The following is a 26,437-nucleotide window of genomic DNA, read 5'->3' on the forward strand; positions in this document are numbered from 1 at the left end:
CGGTTGGGTGGTGTCGCTGTACACCGCCGGGCTGAGTCTCGGCCCCGCGATGGCGCCGGACTCACCATCCCGCTCGGCGAGCTGTTCGGACAGGGGTGGCGCGCCGCGCTCGGGGTATGGGCGATCCTCCCGTTCCTCGCAGCGGTCTGCTGGATCGTCCTCGCGAAGCGCACCTCGCCCGTCCCGCTCGCCGGGGAAGCGCCAACCGCTGAGACGCCCCCGAAGCCGAATACGGTGCGGCTGGGCCAGGTCATGCGCGAACTGTCGGCGTGGGGCGTCACCGCCTACCTCGCGCTCACATCGCTGCTGTTCTACTCGCTGGTCGCTTGGCTGCCGACGATCCTGGAGATCAAAGGTCAGTCACCCACGTCCGCCGGCACCACGGCGGCGCTGACGAGTCTCGTCGCCATCCCCGCCTCGCTGTTGGCGCCGTGGATGGTCCAGCGCCTCCGCGCGCGATGGGTCGCGCCGTTGATGGCCCCGCTCCCTTTCGCCCTCGGCGCGGCGTTGCTGGCTATCCTCCCGGGCGCCACGGCTTCGAACGCCGCCGACACCCCGAGCGCCATCACGATCGTCGCCGTGGTGATGATGGGGATCGGCCAGGGAGCATCGGTGGGCGTCGCCTACAGCCTCGTGCTGTCCACCTCCGATTCGGAGAGCCACGCCACGGCCCTCTCCGCGATGAGCCAAATGGTGGGCGTGACGCTGGCGGCCATCGGTCCGATCGGGCTCGCGGCGGTTCAGGTCGCCGCTGGCAGCTGGGTGCCGGCGCTGTGGCTGCTCGCCGCACTGGCGGCAGCTCAGGCGATCCTCGGAGCCGTCGTGCGCAGATCGCGCCCCGCACGACGACAGCCGACGTCACCCGGCGTCTGACTCCTCGATCGCCGCTTCCAGGCGCTCGAGCTTCGCGTCGAGCTCGCCCGAGTAGCCGGGGCGGATGTCAGCCTTGAGCACGAGCGACACCCGCGACCCGAACGGCGCGACGGCATCGACGGCGCGCTTCACGACCCCCATCACGGTGTCCCAGTCGGGGCCCTCGATCTCGGTGAACATGCTGGTCGTGCGGTGTGAGAGCCCCGATTCGCGGACGACCTTGACGGCGGCGGCGACCGCGTCGTGCACGGATCCGGCGGGGTTCTCGGCGGAGGAGCCGCTCGGGGCGACGGAGAAGGCGATGAGCATGGATGTTTCCTCAGTTTCTCTTCAGGGGCGGGATGCCGGCACGCGCAGGAGGGCGCGGACGGCGATGACGAGCAGAACGACCACCAGCAGGTTGCGGGCGGTGAGCAGGAGAACGGGTACGAGCTCGGCGCGCAGCAGCCCGTCGTAGGTGAGCGGGTAGACGAGACAGGTGAGCGCGCTCAGCCCGAGCACGATCGCGGCCGGGATGCCCGAACGGGTGCGGTCGAAGAGGATCCACAGGATCACGGGAGCGATCAGCCAGGTCTGGAACTGCGGTGAGCCGACCTTGTTCGTCACGATCAGTACGGCGACGATGGCGAGCGCCAGCGGCGGCAGCAGCCGGGGGAAGCTCGCCCCGCGCGCCGCTTTGACGGCGCCGAGGGCGAGGACGGCGATGCCTGCGACGGCCATCAGCGGGGTCAGCAGCACCGAGACCAGGTCAGCGCCGGGCGCGCCGATCTGGAAGGTCAGGATCTCGAAGCTGTAATCGATGGATGCCGCCCCCGCCGCCGCCATCCACAGGAACGGGGTCGCCGCGACCGACTCGATCTGCAGCCCCCGGCCAGTCTGCGCGGAGATGAACCCGAACAGGTGCCGGTCGGCCCCGAGAAGGAGCAGCACCACCACGATCACGGCACTGACCCCGAGGAAGGCGAACAGGATCCGCAGCCGCGCACGGGTCGCGGCGATCGCAGCGACGATGAGCGCGCCCGGCCAGATCTTGATCCATGCGGCGACGGTGAGCACGGCGGCAGCGACCGCGGGCCGCCGCACCAGCCAGCATCCGCCGATCACGGCCATCGGGACGGTCACGGCATCGATGCGGTACATCGCAATGGGGCCCAGCAGCACCAGCGCCACCGTCCAGAACCAGCCGGCCGAGCGGCGGGCAACCGATCCTCTCCTGCCGACGAGTACGCCGAAACCCACAGCATCCAGGGCGGTGACGAGTACCGCCCATCCGATCAGATAGGCGCCCGTCGTGCCGACCAGTGCGTTCAGCGGCCAGGCGATCAGCTGCGTGAGCAGCATCGGCAGCAGCGCCGGCTGCGGATAGACCCACGTTTCGGTGATGCCGACGACCGCACCGCCGCTGAGTGCAGACGCCGACCACGGCTGGTAGACGAGGACGACATCCCCCATCGGCTGCGTCGGATACACCCAGCCCAGCCAGGCGACGAGAATATGCGCGGCGAGGAATGCGACCCACAGGCCCACGACGCGCGCCTTCACGACAGCAGTTCTCCGATGGCGGCGGGGATCGCCTCGGCGACGTCGAGCGCGACGATGGGCTGCCCGGGGCGTCCGTCGCCGGCGCCGGATGCCAGCACGGCCGCGCGTCCGTGCAGCCAGGCCGCGGATGCCGCGATCTCGGCCGGTGGTGCCCCGGGAGTCGCCGCCATCAGGGCGCCCAGCATGCCGGCGAGAACATCGCCCGCACCCGCCGTCGCGAGCCAGGCCGGAGCTTCCTCGACAGACAGCACCGTGCCCTCGGGCGAGGCGACCAGCGTCGTCGCCCCCTTGAGAAGGACGGTGCATGCCAGCGCCCGAGCCGTTTCGACGACATCCGCCGCCCGGTCGCCGCCAGTGTCCAGCCCCAGTTGGTCGCGCAGCCGGGCGAACTCGCCGGCGTGCGGTGTAACGATCAGCGGCGCCGTCGCCGCGCGCACCAGATCCAGTGCGCCGGCGTCGACGATGACGGGCACCGTGCCGGCGAGGATCGCGTGCAGGGCACGTTCTTCGTCCCAGCCGCGGTTCGCGGCAGCGGTCCCGGAGCCGATCACCCAGGCATCCACTCGCGTGCTGCCGATGTCTGGACCGGCGACGGTCTCGGGGCGGCGGGCGATCACGGCATCCGCCGCTCGCCCCTCCCCCACGAACCGGACGAACCCGGCTCCGGCACGCCAGGCGGCCTCGACGCCGAGCACAGCGGCCCCGGGATAGGCGGCCGATCCGGTGCGCACGGCGACGACGCCGCGGGAGTACTTGTCGTCCGCCGCGGTGGGCACGCGCAGGCGCGCGGCGGTGTCCACGCGGGACCAGTTGCGGACGTCGACCATGGTTCCAACGCTAGCGCGCCCGCCTTCCCACGGCGGTAGTACGTTCAAAGGGTGAGTCTTCTCTTCTCCTCGCTCAGCATCCGCTCCGTCACCTTCCCGAACCGCCTCTGGGTGTCGCCGATGTGCATGTACAGCGCCGTCGACGGCGTCGTGCAGGAGTGGCACCACACGCACCTCGCCCAGTTCGCCTCGGGCGGGGCTGGTCTCGTCGTCGCCGAGGCCACCTCCGTCGTACCCGAGGGCCGTATCTCCCCGCGGGACACCGGCATCTGGAACGACGAGCAGCGCGATGCCTGGGCACCGATCGTGCACGCGATCCACGAGCGCGGCGGCATCGCCGGCATCCAGCTCGCGCACGCCGGGCGCAAGGCATCCACCTGGTGGCCGTGGGCGGATGAGCGCGGTTCGGTGCCGGAATCGGACGGCGGCTGGCAGACGGTGGCGCCGTCCGGCATCGCCTTCGAGGGGTTCGACACGCCTGCGGCTCTGGATGCTGACGGCATCGAGCGCGTCGTCGACGGCTTCGCCACGGCAGCCCGTCGCGCCCTGGACGCCGGATTCGACGTTCTCGAGGTGCACGGCGCGCACGGTTACCTGCTGCACCAGTTCCTCTCACCGCTGTCGAACCTGCGCTCCGATGATTACGGCGGCCCGCTGGAGAACCGTGCCCGCCTGCTGCTGCGCGTGGTAGACGCCGTGCGTGAGGTCGCCGGGCCTGCCGTGCCGGTGTTCGTGCGGATCTCCGCCACCGACCACGCCGAGGGCGGTTTCACTGCCGAGGAGGCCGCCGAGGTCGCCTCCTGGGCGATCGAGCACGGCGCCGACTTCATCGATGTCTCCAGCGGCGGTCTCGTCGCGCACCAGCAGATCGACGTGCATCCGGGGTACCAGGTGCCGCTGGCAGGGGTCGTGCGGCAGAACGGGCGCGTTCCGGTCAGCGCCGTCGGCCTCATCACGCGTGCAGCCCAGGCCGAGGAGGTGCTCGCGGCGGGCTCGGCCGATGCCGTCTTCGTGGGCCGGGAATGGCTGCGCGACCCGCACTTCGGGTTGCGGGCGGCCCACGAGCTGGGCGCGCAGACGACCTGGCCGCCGCAGTATCTTCGCGCCCGCTGGCGCTGAGACATCGGCGGCGGCCGTCGCATGAGCGCTAGCGGCCGTACACTCTCCGGGTGGCATCCTGAACCTCGCCGACGAGCTCTTCGAGGATGTCCTCGAGGAACAGCACGGCCGTGGTCTCGCCCCGAGCGTCGCGCACCCTGGCGAGGTGCCGGCCGGCGCGCCGCATGATGGCGAGCGCGTCCTCGAGGTCGGTGTCCTCCTGCACGGGCACCATGTGGTGGATGCGCTTGGCGGGGATCGGCGCGATCGTCCTGGCCGCGGCATCCTGACCCTCCGAGGCCCGCAGGATGTCCTTCAGGTGCACGTACCCGAGCGGGGCGCCCGCGGCATCCACGATCACGTAGCGCGAGAAACCGTAGCGGGCGACGGCACGCTCGATGTCGTCCGGGGTGGTCGACTCCGGCAGGGTCACCAGATCGCCGAGCGCCACCGCGACGTCGCGCGCCTTCTTGTCGGTGAACTCGACGGCCTTGGCGACCGCGCCCGAGGTGTCCATCAGAACGCCCTCGCGGCGCGACTGGTCGACGATCGTCGCGACCTCGTCGATGGTGAAGGTCGAGGCCGCCTCGTTCTTCGGCTCGACGCGGAACAGGCGCAGCACGCCGTTCGCGGCGGCGTTGAGCACCCAGATCACCGGGTGGAACACCTTCGAGACCCACACCAGCGGCGTCGCGAGGATGAGCACGGCGCGATCGGGCACCGAGAACGCGAGGTTCTTCGGAACCATCTCGCCGAACACGACGTGCAGGTACGAGACGAGCAGCAGAGCGATGATGAATCCGGTGACGTCGACGACGGGTGCGGCCCAGCCGAGCGCGTGCATCGGGATGCCGAGCAGGTGGTGGATCGCAGGTTCTGAGACGTTCAGGATCAGCAGCGAGCAGATCGTGATGCCCAGCTGCGAGGTGGCGAGCATGAGCGTCGCGTGCTCCATCGCATACAGGGCGGTCTTCGCCGCACGTGAGCCCTGCTCGGCGCGCGGCTCGATCTGCGAGCGGCGCGCGGAGATCACGGCGAATTCCGCACCGACGAAGAAGGCGTTCACGACCAGCAGGATTACGAGCCAGACGATTCCCATCCAGTCGCTCATCGTGCCACCTCCTCGCTCGCTACATCGACCGGCACCGGCGTATACCGGATGCGGTCGACGCGACGACCGTCCATGCGCACGACCTGCAGCGCACCGGAGTCGAGGGTGATCTCATCACCGGTGGTCGGCACGCGTTCGAGCACGCTCATGATGTATCCGCCCACGGTGTCGTACACGTCTCCTTCGGGCACGCGGACTCCGGTGCGGCCCAGCAGCTCGTCCGGGCGGAGCTCACCCGGGAAGGTGATCGATTCCCTGCCGCGCACGATGCCGGCGCGGCTGCGATCGTGCTCGTCGGAGACTTCGCCGACGATCTCCTCGACCAGGTCCTCGAGTGTGACGATGCCGGCGGTGCCGCCGTACTCGTCCACGACGATCGCAAGTTGGTAACCTCGGGCGCGCAGTTCGGAGATGAGCACGTCCAGGTGCACGGTCTCGGGTACGCGCAGCGGTTCGGTCGCGAGAGCGCCGACCGGGACTTCGTTGCGACGCTCGCGCGGGACGGAGACGGCGGCCTTGAGGTGCACGACACCGGTGATGTCGTCGAGGTCGTCGTCGTAGACCGGGAAGCGGCTGTGCCCCGTGCTGCGGGCGAGCTGGATGACATCCTCCGCCGAGTCCCCGGCGGCGATGGCGTGCATGCTCGGGCGCGGCGTCATGACGTCATCGGCCGAGAGGCGCGAGAACGTCAGGGTGCGGTCCAGCAGCGTCGCAGTGTCGGCCTCGAGCACGCCGGCGCTGGCCGAGCGGCGCACGAGCGAAGAGAGCTCCTCCGCGGTGCGGGCACCCGAGAGCTCTTCCTTGGGCTCGATGCCCACCGACCGCAGGATGCCGTTGGCGCTGCCGTTGAGCACGACGATGGCTGGTCTGAAAACCGTGGTGAATGCGACCTGGAACGGGATGACGAGCTTGGCAGTGGCGCGGGGAAGCGCGAGGGCGAAGTTCTTCGGGACCAGCTCGCCGAGGATCATCGACAGCACGGTCGCGACGAGCATGGCGACGACCGTGGCGATCGGGCGGACCGCGCCCTCGGCGAGGCCCCACCCGGTGAGCACGGGGCTCAGCAGGTTCGACAGCGCCGGTTCCATCGTGTAACCGGTCAGCAGCGTGGTGAGCGTGATGCCCAGCTGTGCAGACGACAGGTGCGTCGAGGTGTGCTTCAGAGCGCTGATCGTCAGCGAGAGCCGCGATTCGCCGCGCTCCCGACGTGCTTCGAGTTCAGCGCGGTCGAGATTGACGAGTGCGAACTCGCTGGCGACGAACAGGCCCGTGCCCACCGTGAGAAGGAGCCCCACGCCCAACATGACGTAATCCATCAGACGCTGACCTCCTCGAGGTGGCAGCGCGGGCAGTGGGGCGTGGTACTACAACTGGGAGGGTCGTCCATGGTTCATCGATTCTACCGAACCGGCCGACCCCGCTTCACGGGATTTGCTGTGAGTTCCGCGCTACCAGCTGACGGGCAGGGCCTTGCCCTCTTCGTAGCCGGCCGCGGACTGGCGCCCGACCAGCGCGCGGTCATGGAACTCCGGCACCGAAGCCGCACCGGCGTAGGTGAACGACGAGCGCACGCCCGAGGTGATCATGTCGAGCAGGTCCTCCACGCCGGGGCGCAGCGGGTCGAGATAGATCTTCGACGACGAAATGCCCTCGGCGAACAGCTCCTTGCGCGCCCGGTCGTAGGCATCGAGTCGCCCGAATCGCGCCTGGACGGCCTTGGTCGAGGCCATGCCCCACGACTCCTTGAAGATGCGTCCGTCGGCGTCGGCCTGCAGCTGACCGGGCGCCTCGATCGTGCCGGCGAACCACGAGCCGATCATGACGGATGCCGCCCCTGCCGCGAGCGCGAGCGCGACGTCGCGGGGGTACCGCACGCCGCCGTCGGCCCAGACGTGGGCGCCGAGAGACCGAGCGGCTTCGGCGGCCTCGAGCACCGCGGAGAACTGCGGGCGCCCCACGGCGGTCATCATGCGTGTCGTGCACATCGCCCCGGGGCCGACGCCGACCTTGAGGATCGAGGCACCGGCATCCACCAGGTCGTGCACGCCGTCGGCGGTGACGATGTTGCCGGCGACGAGCGGGATGCCGAGGTCGAGAGCCGACACGGTCGCCAGCGCGCGGAGCATGCCCTCCTGGTGCCCGTGTGCGGTGTCGAGGACGAGCACGTCGACGCCCGCGGCAGCCAGCGCCTGCGCCTTCGCGGCGACGTCGCCGTTGATGCCCACGGCTGCGCCGACCGCGAGCCGGCCGTCGGCGTCCAGCGCGGGGGCATACAACGTCGAGCGCAGTGCGCTTCTGGCGCTGAGCGTGCCCACGAGGTGCCCGTGATCGACGACGGTGACCAGGTCTGACCCAGTCTCGGTGATGACGTCGAACGCCGCGCGCGCATCAGCGGCGTCCTCGGCCTCGAGCGCCGGGCTTCCGGCGTGGACGAGATCGCCGAGCTGCGCATCGGGAAGCGCGGTCGCCAGCCGGGCGGCGGGCAGGATGCCGCGCACACTCGACACGGGGATGCGACCGGAAGCGTCGAGACGCCCCGCGCCGTCCGCCACGACGATGCCATGCCCCTTCACAGCCGGTATCAGCCGGAGCGCATCAGCGACGGTGGCCGCCGGCGACAGCACCAGCGGCGTGTCCCACGACACCGGCTGTGCCTTCACCTCACGGATCGCGGCATCCAGATCCTGCAGCGGCATGTCCTGCGGCAGGATGCCGAGACCTCCGCGCCGTGCGAGGACGGCGGCGAGCCGTGGGCCGGTGACCGAGTTCATGTTCGAGGCGACCAGCGGAACGGTCGCGGGCGTGCCGTCTTTCGGCGCGAGATCGACTTCGAGTCGGCTGGTGATGCCCGAACGCCGCGGCACCAGGAACACGTCGGAGTACGTGAGATCGACGTCGGGCTGCTCGCTGAGGAACTTCATGTGTCCACGGTATCTTTTCGGACCGCCGTCCGGGCGCGTCATCGCGCCTTCCGGTGTGATGGAACGCGTTAGGCTAGATGTCAGGATGCGCGGACCCGGGGCCTCCCGAACTCGCGTGCGTACACAGCTTCAGCGATGAAAGAGGGCGATAACGCGTGGCGAACCAGGTGACCGGCGTCGGAGGTTCGGACGACGGGGATTTCGGAGCCAATTCCTGGCTCGTCGATGAACTGTACGAACAGTTCAAGGCCGATCGCAACTCCGTCGACAAGGAGTGGTGGCCGATCCTCGAGAACTACACGCCGGACCCCGTCTCTGCTCCCGCCCCCGCGGCGAACACAGGCGACCAGCACCCCGTCACGGCTCCCGTCCCGGTGATCGGATCGCAGCCGGTCGCCAAGACGACGGCCAAGCCCGCCAAGCAGGCGCCGATCCCCGCTCAGGCCCCCAAACCCGAGCCCAAGGCGAAGCCCGCCGAGACGGATGCCGCCGATGAGGACAAGATCACCCCGCTTCGCGGCATGACGAAGACCCTCGCGGCGAACATGGATCAGTCGCTCACGGTCCCTACCGCGACCAGCGTGCGCACCATTCCGGCGAAGCTGCTCATCGACAACCGCATCGTGATCAACAACCACATGTCGCGCTCGCGCGGCGGCAAGGTGAGCTTCACGCATCTGATCGGCTGGGCGCTGATCCAGACGCTCAAGGAGTTCCCGAGCCAGAACGTCTTCTACGCCGAGATCGACGGCAAGCCCTCCGTCGTCGCCCCCGCGCACGTCGGCTTCGGCATCGCGATCGACCTGCCCAAGCCCGATGGCACGCGCGCACTCATGGTGCCGAGCATCAAGCACGCCGACACGCTGACGTTCACCGAGTACCTGGCCGCGTACGAAGACCTTGTCTCCCGCGCCCGCGCCAACAAGCTCACCGCCGCTGACTTCGCCGGGACCACGGTGTCACTGACGAACCCCGGCGGCATCGGCACCGTGCACTCGGTGCCGCGCCTGATGAAGGGCCAGGGCGCCATCATCGGCGCCGGCGCCCTCGAGTACCCGGCCGAGTTCCAGGGCGCCAGCCCGAAGACGCTCGCCGAACTCGGCATCGGCAAGACCATCACGCTGACGAGCACCTACGATCACCGCGTCATCCAGGGCGCCGGCTCCGGCGAGTTCCTCAAGAAGGTGCACGAGCTGCTGATCGGCGAGCGCTCCTTCTACGACGAGATCTTCGCCGCCCTGCGCATCCCGTACGCGCCGATCCGCTGGAATGCCGATATCGCGGTGGACCTCGCCGAGCGCGTCGACAAGCAGTCCCGGGTGCAGGAGCTCATCAACTCCTACCGTGTGCGCGGCCACCTCATGGCCGACATCGACCCGCTGGAGTATGTGCAGCGCTCGCACCCCGACCTCGAGATCGAGAGTCACGGGCTGACCTTCTGGGACCTCGACCGCGAGTTCGTGACCGGCGGCTTCGGCGGCAAGCGCGTCATGAAGCTGCGCGACATCCTCGGCGTGCTGCGCGACTCGTACTGCCGCACGCTCGGCATCGAGTACATGCACATCCAGGACCCCGAGCAGCGCCGCTGGTTCCAGGAGAAGCTCGAGATCAAGTACCAGAAGCCCGGGCACGACGAGCAGCTCCGCGTCCTGCGCAAGCTCAACGAGGCCGAGGCCTTCGAGACCTTCCTGCAGACGAAGTTCGTCGGCCAGAAGCGCTTCTCCCTCGAGGGCGGCGAGTCGCTGATCCCGTTGCTCGACGAGATCCTCCAGGGTGCTGCCACCGCCGGGCTCGAGGGGGCCGCGATCGGCATGGCCCACCGCGGCCGTCTGAACGTGCTCACCAACATTGCCGGCAAGACCTACGGCCAGGTGTTCCGCGAGTTCGAAGGCACGCAGATGCCGGGCAACCAGCGCGGATCGGGCGATGTGAAGTACCACCTCGGCACCGAGGGCACCTTTATCGCCGATGACCGCTCCGAGCTGCCGGTGTACCTCGCCGCGAACCCCTCGCATCTCGAGACCGTCGATGGTGTGCTCGAGGGCATCGTCCGCGCCAAGCAGGACCGCAAGCCCATCGGCACCTTCTCGTGGCTGCCGATCCTCGTCCACGGCGATGCGGCCTTCGCCGGGCAGGGCGTCGTCGTCGAGACCATGCAGATGTCGCAGCTGCGCGGCTACCGCACCGGCGGCACGATCCACGTCGTCGTCAACAACCAGGTCGGCTTCACCACGACCCCGACGGATGCGCGCACCTCGGTGTACGCCACGGATGTCGCCAAGACCATCCAGGCACCGATCTTCCACGTGAACGGCGACGACCCCGAGTCCGTCATCCATGTCGCCCAGCTCGCCTTCGAGTACCGCGAGCGCTTCCACCAGGACGTCGTCATCGACCTCGTGTGCTACCGCCGTCGCGGACACAACGAGGGCGATGACCCGTCGATGACGCAGCCGCAGATGACCGATCTCATCCAGGCCAAGCGCTCGGTGCGAAAGCTGTACACCGAAGCGCTCGTCGGCCGCGGCGACATCACCGAAGAGGAATACGAGCAGGCCAAGGACGACTTCCAGGGCCGCCTCGAGGTCGCCTTCGCCGAGACGCACGCGGCCGAGACCGGTGCGACGCCGATCGCCCCGGAACTCGCCCAGGTGGACGAGGTCGTCGGCGAGCCGGAGGTCACCGGCATCTCGCCCGAGGTCGTCTCCCTGATCGGCGAGGCGTTCGCCAACAAGCCGGAGGGCTTCACCGTCCACCCGAAGATCCAGCAGCTGCTGGACAAGCGCGTCGAGATGACCCGTTCCGGTGGGATCGACTGGGGCTTCGGCGAACTGCTCGCCTTCGGCTCGCTGCTGGCCGAGGGCACCACGGTGCGCCTGGCCGGGCAGGACTCGCGTCGCGGTACCTTCGTGCAGCGTCATGCCGTGATGCATGACCGCGCGAACGGTCAGGAATGGCTGCCGCTGTCGAATCTGTCCGAGAACCAGGGCCGCTTCTTCGTTTACGACTCGCTGCTGAGCGAGTACGCGGCGATGGGCTACGAGTACGGCTACTCGGTCGAGGCGCCGGAGGCGCTCGTGCTCTGGGAGGCCCAGTTCGGCGACTTCGCCAACACCTCGCAGGCCGTCATCGACGAGTACGTCTCCTCCGCCGAGCAGAAGTGGGGTCAGCATTCCGGCGTCACGCTGCTGCTCCCCCACGGTTATGAGGGCCAGGGGCCGGATCACTCCTCGGCGCGCATCGAGCGCTTCCTGCAGCTGTGCGCACAGGACAACATGATCGTCGCGCGTCCGTCGACGCCGGCGTCGTACTTCCACCTGCTGCGCCGTCAGGCATACGCCCGTCCCCGCAAGCCGCTCATCGTGTTCACTCCGAAGGCGATGCTGCGTCTGCGCGGCGCGACCAGCAGCGTCGAAGACTTCACCCAGGGCCGCTTCGAGCCCATCCTGGATGACACCCGCGAGCTGTCACGGGATGCCGTCAAGCGCGTTCTCCTGCACGCCGGCAAGGTCCACTGGGATCTGCGCAGCGAGCTCGACAAGAACCCGAACCCCGAGATCGCCCTGGTGCGTCTGGAGCAGCTCTATCCGACGCCGCTGGAAGCGCTGAAGAAGATCACCGACTCGTACCCGAACGCCGAGTTGGTGTGGGTGCAGGACGAGCCCGAGAACCAGGGCGCCTGGCCGTTCCTGGCGCTGGAGTTCGACAAGGTCCGTGAGCGGGGCTTCACCCTCGTCTCCCGTGCGGCGTCGGCATCGCCGGCGACCGGCTCGTCGAAGGTGCACGCGAGCGAGCAGGCCGACCTGCTCAAGCGCGCACTGACGCTGAACTGACCTCGCGGCGCCTGTCCTCGGTGCTGCTCAGTACCAGATGCCGAGGACGGGCGCCTGGGCCGGGCGGAAGGCATCGTCGATGGATGCCGCGACCTCGGCCGTGGCTTCCAGACGCCCGGCCGCGCGCAGCTGGACGGCGCTGACACCACCGACATACAGCGCTGAGAGTGCGCCGACGTCGAGAATCACGTCTGCCGCCCCCGATTCCGCCGGCACGGTCTTGGCCGCACCGCCGCTGATCGTCAGTCGCCACGAGCCTGCGGCGAATCCCAGAGGGTCGTCCACGCGCAGCACGAGGTCCAGCGGTGCGCGGTATGTGCGCGCCGACAATGCGGCAGGGAGATCGAGGATGCGCAGCCAGCCGTGGTCGTGCACGACCACCTCGACGCCGCGGGGGTCGTTCACCAGCCACGGCAGCGGGTCGTCGACGGGTCGCAGGTCTGCGATGACCCGGTCGACGAGGTCGTGCTGCAGCGCGAAGCCCCAGAGCGCGGTCAGCGCATCGGAGGTGACCGCTGCCAGGAGCGAGATCGACATCGCGAAGCGAAAGTCGCCAGGAACGTCTTCGAGCGTGTACACCATCACGCCGCGGGTGTGCCCGTGCTCGTCGGTGTAACGAACGCCGCGTACCTTCGCGGCGGAAGAATTGCCCGGTTCGACGGCGGCCATGCGCCCCCACCGCCTGTCCCACCCGGCGATCTGCCCGGACCGCTGGGTCCGCGCGACCTCGTGCACCGCGGCGAGCGTGGTCTTCAGCGCTTCCTTCTCGACGTACTCCACGCGGCCGATCGGCGCGGGCGCCGCCCACCCTGCCCGTCGCGTGTCGACAGTCATCCGGGCGACGGGGACGGCGGGGGCGAAGCCGTAACGGCCGTAGATCGTGGCCTCAGACGCTGTGAGCCCGGCGATCGGAACACCGGCGGATGCTGCGGCACGCAGTTCGCCCTCGAGCAGGGCGCGTGCGATACCGCGTCTGCGGTGCGTGCCGGATACCGTCACGGCGCTGATCGCCCACATGCCGATCTCGCCACCGGGAACCGTCAGCGGGGCGACCCAGGAATTCACGGTCGCGACGGGCCAGGTGCCGACGGGCGTCCCCGCCTCGAAGACTCCGATGTTGCGCCGCTCGGCGATCCCCGCGCGATCAGCCGCGACGAGGTCGGCGGACGGCTCCTCACCCAGAAATCCGCGAGCGTCCGCGCGCAGGAATGCCTCGGCGTCGGCATCCGATGCGGGATCGATGAGCCGGTAGGTCAGATCCTGGCCGGCGAGTCGCTGCTCGGATTCGGGGTCGACAGGGATGCGCGTGGCGTCGGTCATCGGTCCAGTTTATGGGAGGGTGCCGACGCCGATGCCGATCAGTGCGCTGCGATCTGCGCTGCGCGGAGGCGGGTGATCACCTGGTCGCGCAGCTCCTCGGGAGCCGTCTCCTTGCACGCGCGCGCCACGACCTCGGTCAGTGTGCTCGCCACGAGCGCCTCGCCCTGGCAGGACGGGCAGTTCTCGATGTGCTCACGGATCTGCGAGTGTTCGGTCTTGCACACCTCGTTGCGGAGGTACTCCTCGAGATCCTGTCGGGCTTTGTCGCAGCCGCAATCGGTCATTTCTTGCTCCTTGTACCGGCCGCGGCGATTCCTCGCTCCGCGGCATAATCTGCCAGCAGCTCCCGCAGCATCCGTCTGCCACGGTGCAGACGGCTCATCACGGTGCCGATGGGGGTCTTCATGATGTCGGCGATCTCCTGGTAGGCGAATCCCTCGACGTCGGCCAGGTACACCGCCAGTCGGAAGTCCTCAGGAACCTCCTGCAGCGCATCCTTGACGGCGGATGCCGGCATGCGATCGATCGCCTCGGCCTCCGCCGAGCGGCCGTGCGTCGCCGTGGTCGACTCCGCACCGCCCATCTGCCAGTCCTCGAGCTCGTCGAGCGTTCCCTGGAACGGTTCGCGCTGCTTCTTGCGATAGATGTTGATGTACGTGTTCGTCAGGATGCGGTACAGCCAGGCCTTCAGGTTGGTGCCCTGCGTGAACGATGACCACGAGGCGAACGCCTTGACGAAAGTCTCCTGCACGAGGTCGGCGGCATCGGCCGGATTGCGCGTCATGCGCATGGCCGCGGCATAGAGCTGATCCATGAACGGGATCGCCTGCTCTTCGAACTCGCGCTGTGCAGCGCCTGCCGCGTCTGCGGGGGTCGTGTCATCCATCACCGGCCAGTCTAGGCCGACGAGGTCATCGAGCCGATGTTCCAGCGTCGCGACCATCTGCACTCCTCCCTCAGCGTCATCTCGGTGTCGTCGTGGCCACTGAGCGTTCTCAGCGCCATTCACTATGGTTGAAACCGATGAGCGACACGACCTATTCCCCCTCCCCCGCTGCGGGCGCGTACGCCGCACCCGCAGCCTCCGGCGCCGTCCATTCGACCGTGACCATCCCCGGCTCGAAGTCGCTGACCAACCGCGAACTCATGATCGCCGCGATCGCTGACGGGCCGGGCCGACTGGTCTCGCCGCTGCACTCCGACGACTCCCGCCGCATGGTCGATGCCCTGCGCGCACTGGGTATCGGGATCGAGGAGGCCGGCGAAGGCGAGTTCGGGCCCGATCTCATCGTGACGCCTGCTCCGCTGCACGGCGACGCCACGATCGACTGCGGCCAGGCGGGCACCGTCATGCGCTTCATCACCCCTCTCGCCGGACTCGCCGCCGAAGACGTGCATCTGACCGCCGATCCGAGCGCGCTGCACCGCCCGATGGGCGCGATGATCACTGCGCTGCGCGATCTCGGCGTCGATATCGACGACGAAGGCACCTGGTCGCTGCCGTTCACGATCCGCGGCCACGGCCGCATCCGCGGCGGACGGGTCGAGATCGACGCCTCGGCATCCAGTCAGTTCGTTTCGGGACTCCTGCTGGCGGCTCCGCGCTTCGATGTCGGGCTGCACCTCGTGCACACCGGTGAGCACCTGCCGAGCCTGCCGCACATCGATATGACGATCGAGGCGCTGAGCCGTCGCGGCATCCGCATCGAACGGCCGGCGACGGGCGAATGGCTCGTGGAGGGCGGCGTCCCGCGCGCGAAGGAGATCGCGATCGAGCCGGACCTGTCCAACGCCGCGCCGTTCCTGGCCGCGGCGATGATCACCGGCGGCGAGGTGTCCGTGACCGGATGGCCGCTGCACTCGACGCAGCCCGGGGCGCTGCTCCCCGACATCCTCCAAGCGATGGGCGCTCACGTCGGTCGGCACAGCGGCACGATGACCGTGCGCGCGGGCGACGGCATCCGCGGGCTCGACCTGGATCTGTCCGCCGCCAGCGAGCTGACACCGACCATCGTGGGGCTGGCGGCCTTCGCCGACGCCCCGACGACGATCCGCGGCATCGGCCACATCCGCATGCACGAGACCGACCGCATCGCGGCGCTCATCGGCAACCTCGCGGCGCTCGGCGGCGAGGTCGAAGAACTCCCCGACGGGCTGCGCGTGATCCCTCGGCCGCTGAGCGGCGGCGACTGGTCTGCGCACCACGACCACCGCATCGCGACCACCGGCGCTCTGATCGGACTCGGTGTTCCCGGCGTCGTCATCGACGACATCGGGACCACGGCCAAGACGCTGCCCGAGTTCGCCGCGCTGTGGGAGCGGATGCTGGCGGGCACCGCCCCGGGAGGCGCGACCGCGTGAGCTGGCTCGACCCGGACGATGACCTCGACGACGACTTCGAGGACTTCGACGAGAGCAGCATCCGTGCCCGTCCGAACCCCAAGGCGAACCGCCCCCGCACCAAGCGCCGACCCGCGCACGATGATGCCGAGATCGGCCGCGTGCTCGGCGTCGACCGGGGCCGCTACACCGTCATGGTCGACGAGGGCGCAGACGACGAACGGATCATCACGACGACCCGCGCTCGCGAACTGCGCCGCACGCCGATCGTGACCGGCGACCTGGGACGCGTCGTCGGCGACACGTCCGGCACGGAGGGGACTCTGGCCCGCATCGTCGGCATCGTCGAGCGCACCTCGCTCCTGCGCCGCAGCGCCGACGACACCGATCAGGTCGAGCGGGTCATCGTCGCGAACGCCGACCAGATGCTCATCGTCGTCGCCGCTGCCGATCCCGAGCCCCGCCCCCGGCTGGTGGACCGTTATCTGGTGGCGGCCCTGGATGCCGGTATCCGCCCCCTTCTCGTCGTCACGAAGACCGACATCGCCGACCCCGCGCCGTTCCTGGCTCATTTCGAGGGGCTCGACCTGCGGGTGTTCACCAGTGCGCGCGACGAGATGCCGGTCGATGCCATCGGCGCTGAACTCGTCGGGCACTCCACGGTGTTCGTGGGTCACTCCGGAGTCGGCAAGTCCACCCTCGTCAACGCCCTGGTGCCCACGGCCGACCGCGCGACCGGCCATGTGAACCAGGTGACCGGCAGAGGCCGCCACACCTCATCGTCGACCGTCTCTCTGCGATACGAGAACGCCGAGGGCACCGGGTGGGTGATCGACACCCCCGGGGTGCGCTCGTTCGGGCTCGGGCACGTCGACCCCGCGAACATCCTCGCCGCGTTCACCGAGCTCGCCGCGATCGCAGCGGCGTGCCCGCGAGGTTGCACGCACCTGGCCGATGCTCCGGACTGCGCCCTGATAGAGGCCGCGGAGCGCGACGAGCTGAACCCTGCGGAGCTCGCGCGCTTGGACTCCCTGCAGCGCCTGCTGCAGACGTTCGCGGACAAGGCGGACGGCAGAGACGGCAAGTAGGCTGGGCGCGTGACGAATCTGCGCCTGGAACCCGGAACCCCCGCCCCCGACTTCTCCCTGTTGGATCAGGACGGCAACACCGTCAGCCTGTCCGACCCGCGCGGTCAGAAGACGATCCTGTACTTCTACCCCGCCGCTATGACGCCGGGATGCACCACGCAGGCCTGCGACTTCCGCGACAGCATCGCGTCGCTGCAGGGCGCCGGTTACCGCGTCATCGGCGTTTCCCGGGACGAACCGGCGAAGCTCGCCGAGTTCCGCGACCGCGACGGCCTCACCTTCACACTGCTGAGCGACCCCGATCACGCCGTGCACACCGCCTACGGCGTGTGGGGCGAGAAGATGAACTACGGCAAGGTGATCGAGGGCGTCATCCGTTCGACGTTCGTCCTCGACGAGCAGGGCGTCATCACGCTCGCTCAGTACAACGTCAAGGCCACCGGCCACGTCGCACGGCTGCGCAAGACGCTCGGCCTCGACGGCTGATCAGCTCTCGCTGTCGGGCTCGGTCTCGGTCTCGGGCGCGCGCTCCTGACGCGACGCGGCGATCAGCAGGACGAACCCCAGCACACCCGGCACACCGACGCCTAAGACGAAGGGCCACGGCACCGGTGGGACGGTGAGCGACGCGAGCGCGATGGCGATGGCGAGCACCTGCAGCACCACACCGCCCGATCGCGCCCAGGTGCGATCGCGCATCGTTCCGGCCGCGAAGGCGATGAGAGCTGCGGCTCCGATCAGGGTGAGGACGATCAACGCGATCGCTGTTGGCAGGGATGCTGCCTCTCCCGCACCGAGGCCGAACAGCTCGATGATGGCGAAGCCCAGCAGTGCTGCGCCTTCTATCGCGAGCACTGTCGCGGCGGTCCTGACGAGGGCAGGTGAACGCATGGTGTCTCCTGTGAATCGAATCCGGAGGCAGAAAACCCTTGATTTCACACCTTGGCTGTAACACAATGTTAACAGTCATGTGCTCCCACAGCGGCGTGGGGCGAGCATCGCTCGCACTACTGATGAGCGCCGATCTCCCGAAAATCGTCGCTCGTAAACGAGACTTCGCATCGCGAACGCTCACGATCATCCACACCGAGGAGCCCCCATGGATTGGCGCGACAAAGCCGCCTGCCTGACAGTCGACCCCGAGCTGTTCTTCCCCGTCGGAAACACCGGTCCTGCCGTCGACCAGATCGATAAGGCGAAGTCCGTCTGCGCCACCTGCACGGTGACCGAGGTCTGCCTGCAGTACGCCCTCGAGACCAATCAGGACTCGGGCGTCTGGGGCGGTCTCTCCGAGGACGAGCGTCGCGCTCTCAAGCGTCGCGCTGCACGCGCGCGCCGCGCCTCCTGATCCGTCGGGCTCGCCCGGTCACCGGGTGAGCCAGCGCATCGGGATGTCGATCGCGACTTCCGTGCCCGCACCATCGCTGCGCCACTCGATGCTGCCGCCCAGCTCTCCCTGGATGAGCGTGCGGATGATCTGCGTGCCCAGCCCCTGACCGACCCGACCCTCGGGCAATCCGTGGCCGGAGTCGCGCACCGAGACGTGCAGGTTGTCGTCGGTGCGCGCGGCGTCGATCGTCACGGTCCCCTCCTTGCCGGCCAGCCCGTGCTCGACGGCGTTGGTGACGACCTCGGTCAGAGCGAGAGCCAGCGGCGTCGCGTACTCGCTGGGGAGCACACCGAAATGCCCGCTCAACTGCGTGCGCGCACGAGTGTTGGGTGCGGCGGCGACCTCGGCGACGAGCTTGAGCACGCGGTGGAAGACCTCGTCGAAGTCGACCTTCTGGGTCAGGCCCTGCGCCAGGGTGTCGTGAACGACCGCGATCGCATCGACCCGTCGCATCGCCTGCGTCAGGGCGTCGCGCGCTTCGTCGGAGTGCGTGCGCCGTGCCTGGATCCGCAGCAGCGACGCCACCGTCTGCAGGTTGTTCTTGACCCGGTGGTGGATCTCGCGGATCGTCGCATCCTTGGTGATGAGCTCCTGCTCCTGGTGGCGCAGCTCGCTGACATCGCGGCAGAGGATGATCGCCCCGATGCGGGTGCCGTGATCCTTGAGCGGTATGGCGCGCAGCGAGACGGTAACGCCGCGCGCTTCGATGTCGGTGCGCCACGGTGCACGACCCGTGACCACGACGGGCAGCGACTCATCGACCTGGCGGGTGGCGGGGAGGATGCGCGTGGTCACCTCGGCGAGCGACTCTCCCTCGAGCTCATCCTCGAACCCCATCCTGTTGAACGCCGACAGCGCGTTCGGGCTCGCGAACGTGCTGATCCCGTCGACATCGATGCGGATCAGGCCGTCCGAGGCGCGCGGTGCGCCGCGGCGCGGCGAGGTGGGCGCGGCGAGGTCGGGGAACTCACCCGAAGAGATCATCCGGAACAGGTCGTTCGCGCACTCGTCGAACGTGATCTGCTGTCGCGACGGGATCCTCGCCTCGCCGAGGTTCGTGTGCCGAGTGACGACGCCGATGACGGGCGTCTGGCCGTCGGTGCTGCGGGCACGAACGATCGGCACCGCGCGCACCCGGGTCGGGGTCTCCTCGAACCAGTCTGGAGATGACGAGTCCACGATCTCGCCGGATTCGAATGCCCCCTGCACCTGCGTGCGCCACTGCGGCCGCACGCGTTCGCTCACGATGTCGCGATAGAAAAGGGTCGCCGCGCCGCTCGGGCGGGTGTGCGCGACGGCGATGAACGAGCCATCGCCCGTCGCCACCCAGAGCACGATGTCGGCTGAGGCGAGGTCTGCCAGAAGCTGGCCGTCGCCGGCGAGACGGTGGAGCCATTCGACGTCTTCGTCGTTCAGGCAGCCCTGGGCGTGGACGAGATCACTGAGGGTTGACACCCTTCCAGACTAGTCAGCGCGAGCGACGTTCAGAGCACGGCGAACGACGTCGCCCGCCACCGGCGGTCGAGTCCCTCCAGCCGGATCGCCACGGCTCGGGTGCGGCCGGGGCCCGCGACGACGACCACGGCTTCGACGACGCCGTCGGCGGGCGTCGACTCCCGCATCGAGAGCACCTCGAACACGGGGCGCACCGGCGGTGTCCCCCGTGCGCTGCGAGCGCGGGCGGACAGCCCGGCGCGAGCCCCGAGCTTGCGGAAGGCCTCTTCACTGAACCAACGGGCGAGCTGGTCGAGTTCGCGGACTCCGGCGAACACCTCGAGAACACCCTGTGTGAGACTTCGCAGCAGCGGTGTGGGATCGGGAAGATCCGACGCAGGTGTCGGCTGCGGGGCGAAATACTCTTGAAGCGTCATCATCATCACTCTCGGGTCTGCGATGGGAGCCAGTAGACCATGTGCGCGGGGTCGCTCGCGGGCCTGAACCCGGAAGATGTGGATAACTCGTACGCGCCGCCGCCGGCCTCACGTACGCTCTGTGCTGTGCATTGGGATCGTCTGTTCGAAGACCTCGAGGGTCAGCTCGCCGCCGAGTGGGAGGCCGAGCGCGCCGCGCTGGATGCTGAATCCGAACGGCTGCGCATCTCGAAGCTCACGCTGCTGGCGCGCCTGCGACTGATGCAGCGCGACGACGCGCCGATCACGGTGCGACTCGCGGACGGCGAGCGGCAGTCCGGCCGCCTGCGCGCTGTCGGCGCCGACTGGATAGCCGTGCAGACGGCCGAACCGCCGAGTGCGCTGATCGTGCCGATCTCCGCACTGACCGGCCTCGATACCCACCACGGCGCGATCCTCGACACCCTGGAGGACGTCGAGGCGCCTGCGGACGGCCTGCGGGGCCGGATGACGCTGGGATTCCTGCTGCGCGACTTCGCCCGCCGGCGCCTGGCGCTGCGCGTCGGACTCGGCGACGGCGAACGCCTGCATGGCACGATCGACCGAGCAGGCGACGATCACTTCGATCTGGCGATCCACGACGCCGGTCAGGCGCGTCTGGCCGGTGCCGTTCGGTCGTTCCGCATCGTTCCGTTCTCGGCGCTGGTCTGGGTGCGCACCGCGAGCGGCGTCCTCTAGGGCTGCTTCGGGCCCCACACCTCGGGAAAACTCGCCGCATCGGCCTGGCGCCACAGCGCCATCCGCCGTGCTTCCTCGGTCTGCTCATCGAGGTAGTCGCCGATGCTCGCCTCTTCCACCCGCCAGCGTGCGGGCGACCCCAACTGGGCACCGCGCAGCCGGCCGGCCGTTACTAGAGCGATGACCTCGTCGACCTCGATGCTGAGCAGCTCAGCGACCTGCGCGGGCGCGAGGAATCGAGGAGCAGATGCGGGCGAATCAGCCATGACTCCATTCTGGCCCGCCCGGCGCCCGCGACCCGGCTCCCTCTCCGCCCTGTGGATAACTTTCGACTCGCATTCGGCGATTCTGTGACGATTGCTTGCATGACGACCCAACCGCGTGCCAGGCGAGCGTTCTGGGGCGATATCCGCTTCCTCATCGGCGTCGCTCTGGTGATCCTCTCGATCGTCGGCGTCTGGCTCATCGTGTCGTCCGCGCGCGAGACCACACCGGTGCTCCAGGCCAATCGCACGATCGCCCAGGGCGAAGCACTGGCATCCGACGACTTTCGCGTCGTCGAGGTGAGCCTCGGCTCCGTCGTCGACGGGTATCTCGCCCCGCAGGATCTGCATTCGGGAATGATCGCCGCCCGCACCCTCGAGGGCGGCGAGCTGCTTCCCGCCGTCGCTGCGGCTGATTCGCAGAGCAGCCGCACCACGAACATCGTCGTGGAGAGCAGCGTGGGCATCCCCGAGAACGTCGCCGTCGGCACGCCGGTGGAGCTCTGGTACTCGCCGCCTCTCGAGGACGACGGAGAATTCGATGCGCCCCGCATCCTCTCCGCCGACGTCGTGGTGGCGTCGATCCCCGAGTCGGACGGAATGCTCGCCCAGCGCAGCGCGGCGGTCGAACTGGTCATCGACCGGGCCGACGTGGCCGACGTTCTCGCGGCGATCACCAGCGGCGCCGCGCTGTCGATCGTCCCCCTCGGGGGCGGCGCATGACATCGGCGCTGATTGCTCTGTCCGAGCCCCGCGGGACGGACTTCGCCGCGGAACTGGAGCGCACCGGCATCCGCATCGTCGCGGTGACCGAGCCCGGCACGGTCTCGGCGGCGCAGCTCGACGATGCCGATGCGATCATCCTTCCAGCGACGAGGGCGGCACTGAGCGCCGATCTCGTGGCGGCCTGCGACCGGGCCGGGGTGCGGATCGTGACCCTGGGTGCTGGCGAGTCCCGGCTGCTCAGCCGCTACGGCCTGCCCGAGGCGCTCAGTGAGGATGCCGACATCTGGCAGATCGCCGACGCCCTGTCTGACGAGGCACCGCGCACCGCTCCGCCCGCGGTGCCGCAGCACCGGCGCATCGTGGCCGTCTGGGGGCCGCATGGTGCTCCCGGCCGCTCGACGGTTGCGATCCAACTCGCGTTGGAGCTGTCGCGCAGCGGACGTCGGTGCGCCCTGATCGACGCCGACACCGTGGCGCCGTCGATGGCGCTGCTGCTCGGCCTCGACGACGACGCGCCGGGAATCGCCGCGGCCTGCCGTCGTGCAGAGCTGGGCGGACTCGACGGTGCAGAGCTCAGCCGCATCGCCACGCCGCTGGAGACCAGCGCAGGCACCATCGACGTGCTTGCCGGACTCAACCGGCCGACCCGCTGGCCGGAACTCACCGCCGGGCGCCTGAGCGCGGCGCTCAGCGTGTGCCGCGAGTGGGCGGAGGAGACCGTGATCGACGTCTCGGCCGCCTTCGACTCCTACGAAGAGGTCTCCGACGACCTCACCGGGCCGCGCCGGCACGCCGCGACCACGACGGTACTGCGCGATGCTGACGTCATCGTGGCCGTCACCGCGGCCGATCCGCTGTCGATCTCACGCTTCCTGCGCGACCACGCCGAACTGCGCGCACTGGTCGGGCCGACCGTGCGGATCGTCGTGGTCGCCAATCAGGTGCGGACGGGGCCGCTGGGGATCGACGCGCGCGGACAGATCCGACGCGCCCTGGAGCGCTTCGCGGGCGTCACCGACGTCGTCTTCCTGCCATTCGATCAGCGTGCCGCAGACGCTGCACTGCTGCACGCCCGGCCGATGGCGGACGTGACGCCGCGCTCGGCCCTCGTCTCGGCTGTGCGGAACCTGGCTGAGCGCCTGGCGCCCGAGCCGGTTCGCACCCGCGTCACTGCCGGTAGTCGGCGAGGAAGTTCCCGAGTCTCTCGATTGCTTCGCCGAGTACCCGCGGTTCCGGCAGGGTCACCACGCGGAAGTGATCCGGAGTGGGCCAGTTGAATCCGGTTCCCTGCACCAGCAGGATGCGCTCGGCGATCAGCAGATCGTAGACGAACTTCTCGTCGTCGTGGATCTCGTGCACCTCCGGGTCGAGCCGCGGGAAGGCGTACAGGGCGCCCTGTGGTTTGACGCAGGACACCCCCGGGATCGATTCGAGCCCCTGCCAGGCGATGTCGCGCTGCTCGTGCAGGCGCCCGCTGGGGCCGATGAGCGCGTCGATCGACTGGACGCCGCCGAGCGCGGCCTGCACGGCGTGCTGCGCTGGCACGTTCGGGCACAGTCGGGTCGAGGCGAGCAGCGTGATGCCTTCGAGAAAGCCCTTCGCGTGATGCTGGGGGCCGGTGATGACCAGCCATCCGGACCGGAAGCCGGCCACACGGTAGGTCTTGGAGAGACCATTGAACGTCAGGCACAGCAGATCAGGCGCGAGCGTCGCGGTCGGAATGTGCACGGCGTCATCGAACAGGATGCGGTCGTAGATCTCGTCGGAGAGCAGCAGCAGTTCGTTCTCTCGCGCGATCTGCACGAGACCCTCGAGCATCTCGCGTGAGTACACGGCGCCGGTCGGATTGTTGGGGTTGATGATGACGAGCGCCTTGGTGCGCGGGGTGACCTTGGACCGGATGTCCTCGAGATCGGGCTGCCAGCCGTTGTTCTCGTCGCAGAGATAGTGCACCGGGGTGCCATCGGCGAGGCTCGTCATGGCCGTCCACAGCGGGTAGTCCGGTGCGGGGATCAGCACTTCGTCGCCCTCGTCGAGCAGCGCCTGCATCGTCATGGTGATGAGTTCGGAGACGCCGTTGCCGAGATACACGTCATCGGGCGTGAAATGCGGGAAGTCCTCGATCTGCTCGTAGCGGCTGACGACGGCGCGGCGGGCGGAGATGATGCCTCTGCTGTCGCTGTAGCCGTGCGCGGTCGGGAGCGCGGCGAGCATGTCGTGCACGATCTGGTGCGGAGCCTCGAAGCCGAAGATCGCCGGATTGCCGGTGTTCAGCTTGAGGATGTTGTGACCATCCGCCTCCAGTCGCGCCGCCTCTGCCGGAACCTTGCCTCGGATCTCGTAGAGGACGTTCTTGAGCTTCGACGACTGGTCGAAATGGCGCGTGTGGGTCATTGAGAAAGCCTACCGGCTCGCGCCGGCAGGCTTTCTCGGCGCGGGCGCCTACTTCTTCTTCTTGCCTGCGGCTCTGCGCTGCTCGCGGTTCTGAGGGGCCGGCGCCGGAGCATCCGTGGGCTGACCGAACGCACCCCGCGCGCTCTGCTTCGGAGCTGCCGCTGCGGGTTCGGCCGCCGCGGCGGTCTCCGCCGCCTTGCGGACGCGATCGGTCTCGGACTGCTGCACCTGGCCGCGATCGTTGCGAACCTCGACCTCGCCGGCATCGTTCGGGGCGGAGTACTCCAGCTTCTGCTCGCCGCCGTCGGTGGCGAGCCCCTTCGCCTCGACCTCGGTCGCCTCGGAGTCTCCGGCACGTCGCACTTCGACTTCGAGGTTGTAGAGGTAGCCGACGGACTCCTCCTTGATCTGGCCCATCATCGACTGGAACATCGCGTATCCCTCGCGCTGGTACTCGATGAGCGGGTCGCGCTGGGCCATGGCACGCAGGCCGATGCCGTCCTTGAGGTAGTCCATCTCGTAGAGGTGGTCGCGCCAACGGCGGTCGAGCACCTGCAGCACGACGCGGCGCTCCAGCTCGCGCGTCGCCGCTTCACCGAGCGTCTCCTGGCGCTGCTCGTATGCGATCTTCGCATCCGAGAGCAGCTCTCGGGTGAGACCGTCCGTGGTGATGCCGCCCTTGCGTCCGCGGCCCTCGGCGACGACCTCATCGATCGTGACGCTGACCGGGTAGAGGGTCTTCAGCTCGGTCCACAGCGCGTCGAAGTCCCAGCTCTCGGTGTGCCCCTCGCCGGTGTGATCGGTGACGACGCCGGTGACGGCATCTTCGATGAAGTGCTGCACGCGGTCGGCGATGTCGTCGCCGTGCAGGATCTGCCGACGGTCGGCGTAGATCGCTTCGCGCTGACGGTTGAGGACGTCGTCGTACTTCAGCACGTTCTTGCGCACCTCGGCGTTGCGCGACTCGACCTGCGACTGCGCGCTGCGGATGGCGCGGGAGACGAGGCCGGATTCGATCGGCACGTCGTCAGGGAAGTTCGTCCGCGCGAGGATCGCCTCGGCAGCGCCTGACTGGAACAGTCGCATGAGGTCGTCGGTGAGGCTGAGGTAGAAGCGGCTCTCGCCGGGGTCGCCCTGGCGTCCCGAGCGACCGCGCAGCTGGTTGTCGATGCGGCGCGATTCGTGACGCTCGGTGCCGAGCACGTACAGGCCACCGGCCTCCGTGACCTTCGTGCTCTCCTCGGCGACGACGGCCTTCATCGATTCGTACGCCTCGTCCCACGCGGCCTCGTAGTCCTCAGGCGTCTCAGCCGGGTCCAGACCCTTGCCCTTGAGCTCCTGCACGGCGAGGAACTCGGCGTTTCCGCCGAGCATGATGTCGGTGCCTCGACCGGCCATGTTCGTGGCGACGGTGACCGCGCCCAGACGCCCAGCGCGGGCGACGATCTCGGCCTCACGCGCGTGGTTCTTCGCGTTCAGGACCTCGTGCTTGATGCCCTTCTTCGCCAGGAGCCGCGAGAGGTACTCGCTCTTCTCGACGCTGACGGTGCCGACGAGGACCGGCTGCCCGTTCTCGTGGCGCACGGCGATGTCCTCGACCACCTGCTCGAACTTCGCCGTCTCGTTCTTGTACACGAGGTCGGCGTTGTCCTTGCGGATCATCGGCCTGTTCGTCGGGATCTGCACGACGCCGAGCTTGTAGGTCGACATGAACTCCGCCGCCTCGGTCTCGGCGGTACCGGTCATGCCGGCGAGCTTGTCGTACAGGCGGAAGTAGTTCTGCAGCGTGACGGTCGCGAGGGTCTGGTTCTCGGCCTTGACCGGAACGCCCTCCTTCGCCTCGATCGCCTGGTGGATGCCCTCGTTGTACCGGCGGCCGACCAGGATGCGCCCGGTGTGCTCGTCGACGATCATGACCTCGTCGTTCATCACGACGTAGTCGGTGTTCTTCTTGAACAGCGCGAGGGCCTTGATCGAGTTGTTGAGGAACGAGATCAGTGGCGTGTTCGCGGACTCGTAGAGGTTCTCGATGCCGAGGTAGTCCTCGACCTTCTCGATACCGGGTTCCAGCACGCCGACGGTGCGCTTCTTCTCGTCGACCTCGTAGTCCTCGCCGGCCTCGA

25 protein-coding genes are annotated in these 26,437 nt (G+C 68.8%); 10 read left to right on the forward strand and 15 right to left on the reverse strand.

Going from position 1 to position 26,437, the window contains the following annotated elements; translation table 11 throughout:
* Nucleotides 1–3 precede the first annotated feature (3 nt).
* Nucleotides 4–873, forward strand: a complete 870-nt coding sequence (locus ACTICP_RS09600; protein ID WP_441891776.1) for an MFS transporter — start codon at nt 4–6, stop codon at nt 871–873.
* On the opposite strand, the gene ACTICP_RS09605 is transcribed toward ACTICP_RS09600, so the two are convergent.
* From ACTICP_RS09605 to ACTICP_RS09615, 3 genes are read right to left on the reverse strand one after another with little or no spacing between them, the layout of a single operon-like run.
* The gene (locus ACTICP_RS09605) at nt 859–1,182 is read right to left on the reverse strand and encodes a thiamine-binding protein (protein WP_441891778.1); all 324 of its coding nucleotides are present in this window, start codon (nt 1,180–1,182) and stop codon (nt 859–861) included. The two genes, ACTICP_RS09600 and ACTICP_RS09605, sit on opposite strands and share 15 nt — an antisense overlap.
* Nucleotides 1,183–1,203: 21 nt before the next feature.
* Entirely contained in the window at nt 1,204–2,400 is a 1,197-nt protein-coding gene (locus ACTICP_RS09610) for a hypothetical protein (RefSeq protein WP_441891780.1), read from the reverse strand.
* 11 nt (nt 2,401–2,411) lie between these two features.
* A complete protein-coding gene (locus tag ACTICP_RS09615) occupies nt 2,412–3,242 on the reverse strand; it encodes an ADP-dependent NAD(P)H-hydrate dehydratase (protein WP_441891782.1) in 831 nt (276 codons plus the stop codon).
* 51 nt (nt 3,243–3,293) lie between these two features.
* Between ACTICP_RS09615 and ACTICP_RS09620 the strand changes: the two genes are divergently transcribed.
* Nucleotides 3,294–4,361, forward strand: a complete 1,068-nt coding sequence (locus ACTICP_RS09620) for an NADH:flavin oxidoreductase/NADH oxidase (RefSeq protein ID WP_441891784.1) — start codon at nt 3,294–3,296, stop codon at nt 4,359–4,361.
* A 28-nt stretch (nt 4,362–4,389) separates the two neighbouring features.
* On the opposite strand, the gene ACTICP_RS09625 is transcribed toward ACTICP_RS09620, so the two are convergent.
* The 3 genes from ACTICP_RS09625 to ACTICP_RS09635 all read right to left on the reverse strand — a co-directional run bounded on the left by ACTICP_RS09625 (nt 4,390) and on the right by ACTICP_RS09635 (nt 8,372).
* The gene (locus ACTICP_RS09625) at nt 4,390–5,451 is read right to left on the reverse strand and encodes a hemolysin family protein (protein WP_441891786.1); all 1,062 of its coding nucleotides are present in this window, start codon (nt 5,449–5,451) and stop codon (nt 4,390–4,392) included.
* Entirely contained in the window at nt 5,448–6,767 is a 1,320-nt protein-coding gene (locus tag ACTICP_RS09630) for a hemolysin family protein (RefSeq protein ID WP_441891788.1), read from the reverse strand. Before ACTICP_RS09630 ends, ACTICP_RS09625 begins: the two co-directional genes overlap by 4 nt.
* Nucleotides 6,768–6,899: 132 nt before the next feature.
* A complete protein-coding gene (locus tag ACTICP_RS09635; protein ID WP_441891790.1) occupies nt 6,900–8,372 on the reverse strand; it encodes a GuaB1 family IMP dehydrogenase-related protein in 1,473 nt (490 codons plus the stop codon).
* Between the two features lie 155 nt (nt 8,373–8,527).
* Here ACTICP_RS09635 and ACTICP_RS09640 point away from each other — a divergent pair, with 155 nt between their 5' ends.
* Nucleotides 8,528–12,205: a multifunctional oxoglutarate decarboxylase/oxoglutarate dehydrogenase thiamine pyrophosphate-binding subunit/dihydrolipoyllysine-residue succinyltransferase subunit gene (locus ACTICP_RS09640; RefSeq protein WP_441891792.1), complete on the forward strand. Its 3,678-nt coding sequence runs from the start codon at nt 8,528–8,530 to the stop codon at nt 12,203–12,205.
* 27 nt (nt 12,206–12,232) lie between these two features.
* Here the strand turns inward: ACTICP_RS09640 and ACTICP_RS09645 are convergent, their stop codons facing one another.
* From ACTICP_RS09645 to ACTICP_RS09655, 3 genes are read right to left on the reverse strand one after another with little or no spacing between them, the layout of a single operon-like run.
* Nucleotides 12,233–13,525: a GNAT family N-acetyltransferase gene (locus tag ACTICP_RS09645; protein WP_441891794.1), complete on the reverse strand. Its 1,293-nt coding sequence runs from the start codon at nt 13,523–13,525 to the stop codon at nt 12,233–12,235.
* 38 nt (nt 13,526–13,563) lie between these two features.
* On the reverse strand, nt 13,564–13,809 hold the full coding sequence (locus ACTICP_RS09650) for a zf-HC2 domain-containing protein (protein ID WP_441891795.1): 246 nt from the start codon (nt 13,807–13,809) through the stop codon (nt 13,564–13,566).
* Nucleotides 13,806–14,468, reverse strand: coding sequence for a sigma-70 family RNA polymerase sigma factor (locus ACTICP_RS09655; protein ID WP_441891797.1), 663 nt, complete (start codon nt 14,466–14,468; stop codon nt 13,806–13,808). Before ACTICP_RS09655 ends, ACTICP_RS09650 begins: the two co-directional genes overlap by 4 nt.
* 80 nt (nt 14,469–14,548) lie before the next feature.
* Here ACTICP_RS09655 and aroA point away from each other — a divergent pair, with 80 nt between their 5' ends.
* The 3 genes from aroA to bcp are packed head-to-tail and all read left to right on the forward strand — an operon-like array spanning nt 14,549 to nt 17,439.
* Nucleotides 14,549–15,886: a 3-phosphoshikimate 1-carboxyvinyltransferase gene (gene aroA / locus ACTICP_RS09660; RefSeq protein ID WP_441891799.1), complete on the forward strand. Its 1,338-nt coding sequence runs from the start codon at nt 14,549–14,551 to the stop codon at nt 15,884–15,886.
* Complete coding sequence (rsgA, locus tag ACTICP_RS09665) at nt 15,883–16,953, forward strand: ribosome small subunit-dependent GTPase A (RefSeq protein WP_441891801.1); 1,071 nt, start codon at nt 15,883–15,885, stop codon at nt 16,951–16,953. The genes aroA and rsgA overlap by 4 nt, the downstream gene beginning before the upstream one ends.
* 9 nt (nt 16,954–16,962) lie before the next feature.
* Nucleotides 16,963–17,439, forward strand: coding sequence for a thioredoxin-dependent thiol peroxidase (gene bcp, locus ACTICP_RS09670; RefSeq protein ID WP_441891803.1), 477 nt, complete (start codon nt 16,963–16,965; stop codon nt 17,437–17,439).
* On the opposite strand, the gene ACTICP_RS09675 is transcribed toward bcp, so the two are convergent.
* Nucleotides 17,440–17,844, reverse strand: coding sequence for a hypothetical protein (locus ACTICP_RS09675; protein ID WP_441891805.1), 405 nt, complete (start codon nt 17,842–17,844; stop codon nt 17,440–17,442).
* A 208-nt stretch (nt 17,845–18,052) separates the two neighbouring features.
* Here ACTICP_RS09675 and ACTICP_RS09680 point away from each other — a divergent pair, with 208 nt between their 5' ends.
* Nucleotides 18,053–18,301 (forward strand): WhiB family transcriptional regulator, encoded by a 249-nt coding sequence (locus tag ACTICP_RS09680; protein ID WP_441891807.1) that lies wholly within the window; start codon nt 18,053–18,055, stop codon nt 18,299–18,301.
* A gap of 18 nt (nt 18,302–18,319) precedes the next feature.
* Here ACTICP_RS09680 and ACTICP_RS09685 read toward each other — a convergent pair whose 3' ends face one another.
* Both ACTICP_RS09685 and ACTICP_RS09690 read right to left on the reverse strand, forming a co-directional pair.
* The gene (locus ACTICP_RS09685) at nt 18,320–19,798 is read right to left on the reverse strand and encodes a sensor histidine kinase (RefSeq protein WP_441891809.1); all 1,479 of its coding nucleotides are present in this window, start codon (nt 19,796–19,798) and stop codon (nt 18,320–18,322) included.
* A gap of 29 nt (nt 19,799–19,827) precedes the next feature.
* Nucleotides 19,828–20,214 (reverse strand): Rv3235 family protein, encoded by a 387-nt coding sequence (locus ACTICP_RS09690; RefSeq protein WP_441891811.1) that lies wholly within the window; start codon nt 20,212–20,214, stop codon nt 19,828–19,830.
* Between the two features lie 126 nt (nt 20,215–20,340).
* Between ACTICP_RS09690 and ACTICP_RS09695 the strand changes: the two genes are divergently transcribed.
* Nucleotides 20,341–20,931, forward strand: coding sequence for a hypothetical protein (locus ACTICP_RS09695; RefSeq protein ID WP_441891813.1), 591 nt, complete (start codon nt 20,341–20,343; stop codon nt 20,929–20,931).
* Here the strand turns inward: ACTICP_RS09695 and ACTICP_RS09700 are convergent.
* Complete coding sequence (locus tag ACTICP_RS09700; RefSeq protein ID WP_441891815.1) at nt 20,928–21,197, reverse strand: helix-turn-helix domain-containing protein; 270 nt, start codon at nt 21,195–21,197, stop codon at nt 20,928–20,930. The genes ACTICP_RS09695 and ACTICP_RS09700 overlap by 4 nt on opposite strands.
* Nucleotides 21,198–21,296: 99 nt before the next feature.
* On the opposite strand from ACTICP_RS09700, the gene ACTICP_RS09705 reads away from it, so the two are divergent.
* Entirely contained in the window at nt 21,297–21,917 is a 621-nt protein-coding gene (locus ACTICP_RS09705; RefSeq protein ID WP_441891817.1) for an SAF domain-containing protein, read from the forward strand.
* Nucleotides 21,914–23,197 (forward strand): AAA family ATPase, encoded by a 1,284-nt coding sequence (locus ACTICP_RS09710; RefSeq protein ID WP_441891819.1) that lies wholly within the window; start codon nt 21,914–21,916, stop codon nt 23,195–23,197. Before ACTICP_RS09705 ends, ACTICP_RS09710 begins: the two co-directional genes overlap by 4 nt.
* On the opposite strand, the gene ACTICP_RS09715 is transcribed toward ACTICP_RS09710, so the two are convergent.
* Both ACTICP_RS09715 and secA read right to left on the reverse strand, forming a co-directional pair.
* Nucleotides 23,088–24,314, reverse strand: a complete 1,227-nt coding sequence (locus ACTICP_RS09715; RefSeq protein WP_441891821.1) for a pyridoxal phosphate-dependent aminotransferase — start codon at nt 24,312–24,314, stop codon at nt 23,088–23,090. The two genes, ACTICP_RS09710 and ACTICP_RS09715, sit on opposite strands and share 110 nt — an antisense overlap.
* Nucleotides 24,315–24,362: 48 nt before the next feature.
* Nucleotides 24,363–26,437 (reverse strand): preprotein translocase subunit SecA (gene secA / locus ACTICP_RS09720; RefSeq protein ID WP_441891823.1); only part of this gene is annotated, 2,075 nt, incomplete at its 5' end.

This window comes from Microbacterium sp., assembly GCF_052102115.1.
GTDB lineage: Bacteria > Actinomycetota > Actinomycetes > Actinomycetales > Microbacteriaceae > Microbacterium.

Bases quoted from the DNA above. Each gene is read 5' to 3' on its own strand.
- ACTICP_RS09605 (WP_441891778.1), bottom strand. From the start codon at position 1,182: ATGCTCATCGCCTTCTCCGTCGCCCCGAGCGGCTCCTCCGCCGAGAAC.
- ACTICP_RS09615 (WP_441891782.1), bottom strand. From the start codon at position 3,242: ATGGTCGACGTCCGCAACTGGTCCCGCGTGGACACCGCCGCGCGCCTG.
- ACTICP_RS09625 (WP_441891786.1), bottom strand. From the start codon at position 5,451: ATGAGCGACTGGATGGGAATCGTCTGGCTCGTAATCCTGCTGGTCGTG.
- ACTICP_RS09630 (WP_441891788.1), bottom strand. From the start codon at position 6,767: ATGGATTACGTCATGTTGGGCGTGGGGCTCCTTCTCACGGTGGGCACG.
- ACTICP_RS09635 (WP_441891790.1), bottom strand. From the start codon at position 8,372: ATGAAGTTCCTCAGCGAGCAGCCCGACGTCGATCTCACGTACTCCGAC.
- ACTICP_RS09645 (WP_441891794.1), bottom strand. From the start codon at position 13,525: ATGACCGACGCCACGCGCATCCCTGTCGACCCCGAATCCGAGCAGCGA.
- ACTICP_RS09650 (WP_441891795.1), bottom strand. From the start codon at position 13,809: ATGACCGATTGCGGCTGCGACAAAGCCCGACAGGATCTCGAGGAGTAC.
- ACTICP_RS09655 (WP_441891797.1), bottom strand. From the start codon at position 14,468: ATGGTCGCGACGCTGGAACATCGGCTCGATGACCTCGTCGGCCTAGAC.
- aroA (WP_441891799.1), top strand. From the start codon at position 14,549: ATGAGCGACACGACCTATTCCCCCTCCCCCGCTGCGGGCGCGTACGCC.
- ACTICP_RS09675 (WP_441891805.1), bottom strand. From the start codon at position 17,844: ATGCGTTCACCTGCCCTCGTCAGGACCGCCGCGACAGTGCTCGCGATA.
- ACTICP_RS09680 (WP_441891807.1), top strand. From the start codon at position 18,053: ATGGATTGGCGCGACAAAGCCGCCTGCCTGACAGTCGACCCCGAGCTG.
- ACTICP_RS09690 (WP_441891811.1), bottom strand. From the start codon at position 20,214: ATGACGCTTCAAGAGTATTTCGCCCCGCAGCCGACACCTGCGTCGGAT.
- ACTICP_RS09700 (WP_441891815.1), bottom strand. From the start codon at position 21,197: ATGGCTGATTCGCCCGCATCTGCTCCTCGATTCCTCGCGCCCGCGCAG.
- ACTICP_RS09705 (WP_441891817.1), top strand. From the start codon at position 21,297: ATGACGACCCAACCGCGTGCCAGGCGAGCGTTCTGGGGCGATATCCGC.
- ACTICP_RS09710 (WP_441891819.1), top strand. From the start codon at position 21,914: ATGACATCGGCGCTGATTGCTCTGTCCGAGCCCCGCGGGACGGACTTC.
- ACTICP_RS09715 (WP_441891821.1), bottom strand. From the start codon at position 24,314: ATGACCCACACGCGCCATTTCGACCAGTCGTCGAAGCTCAAGAACGTC.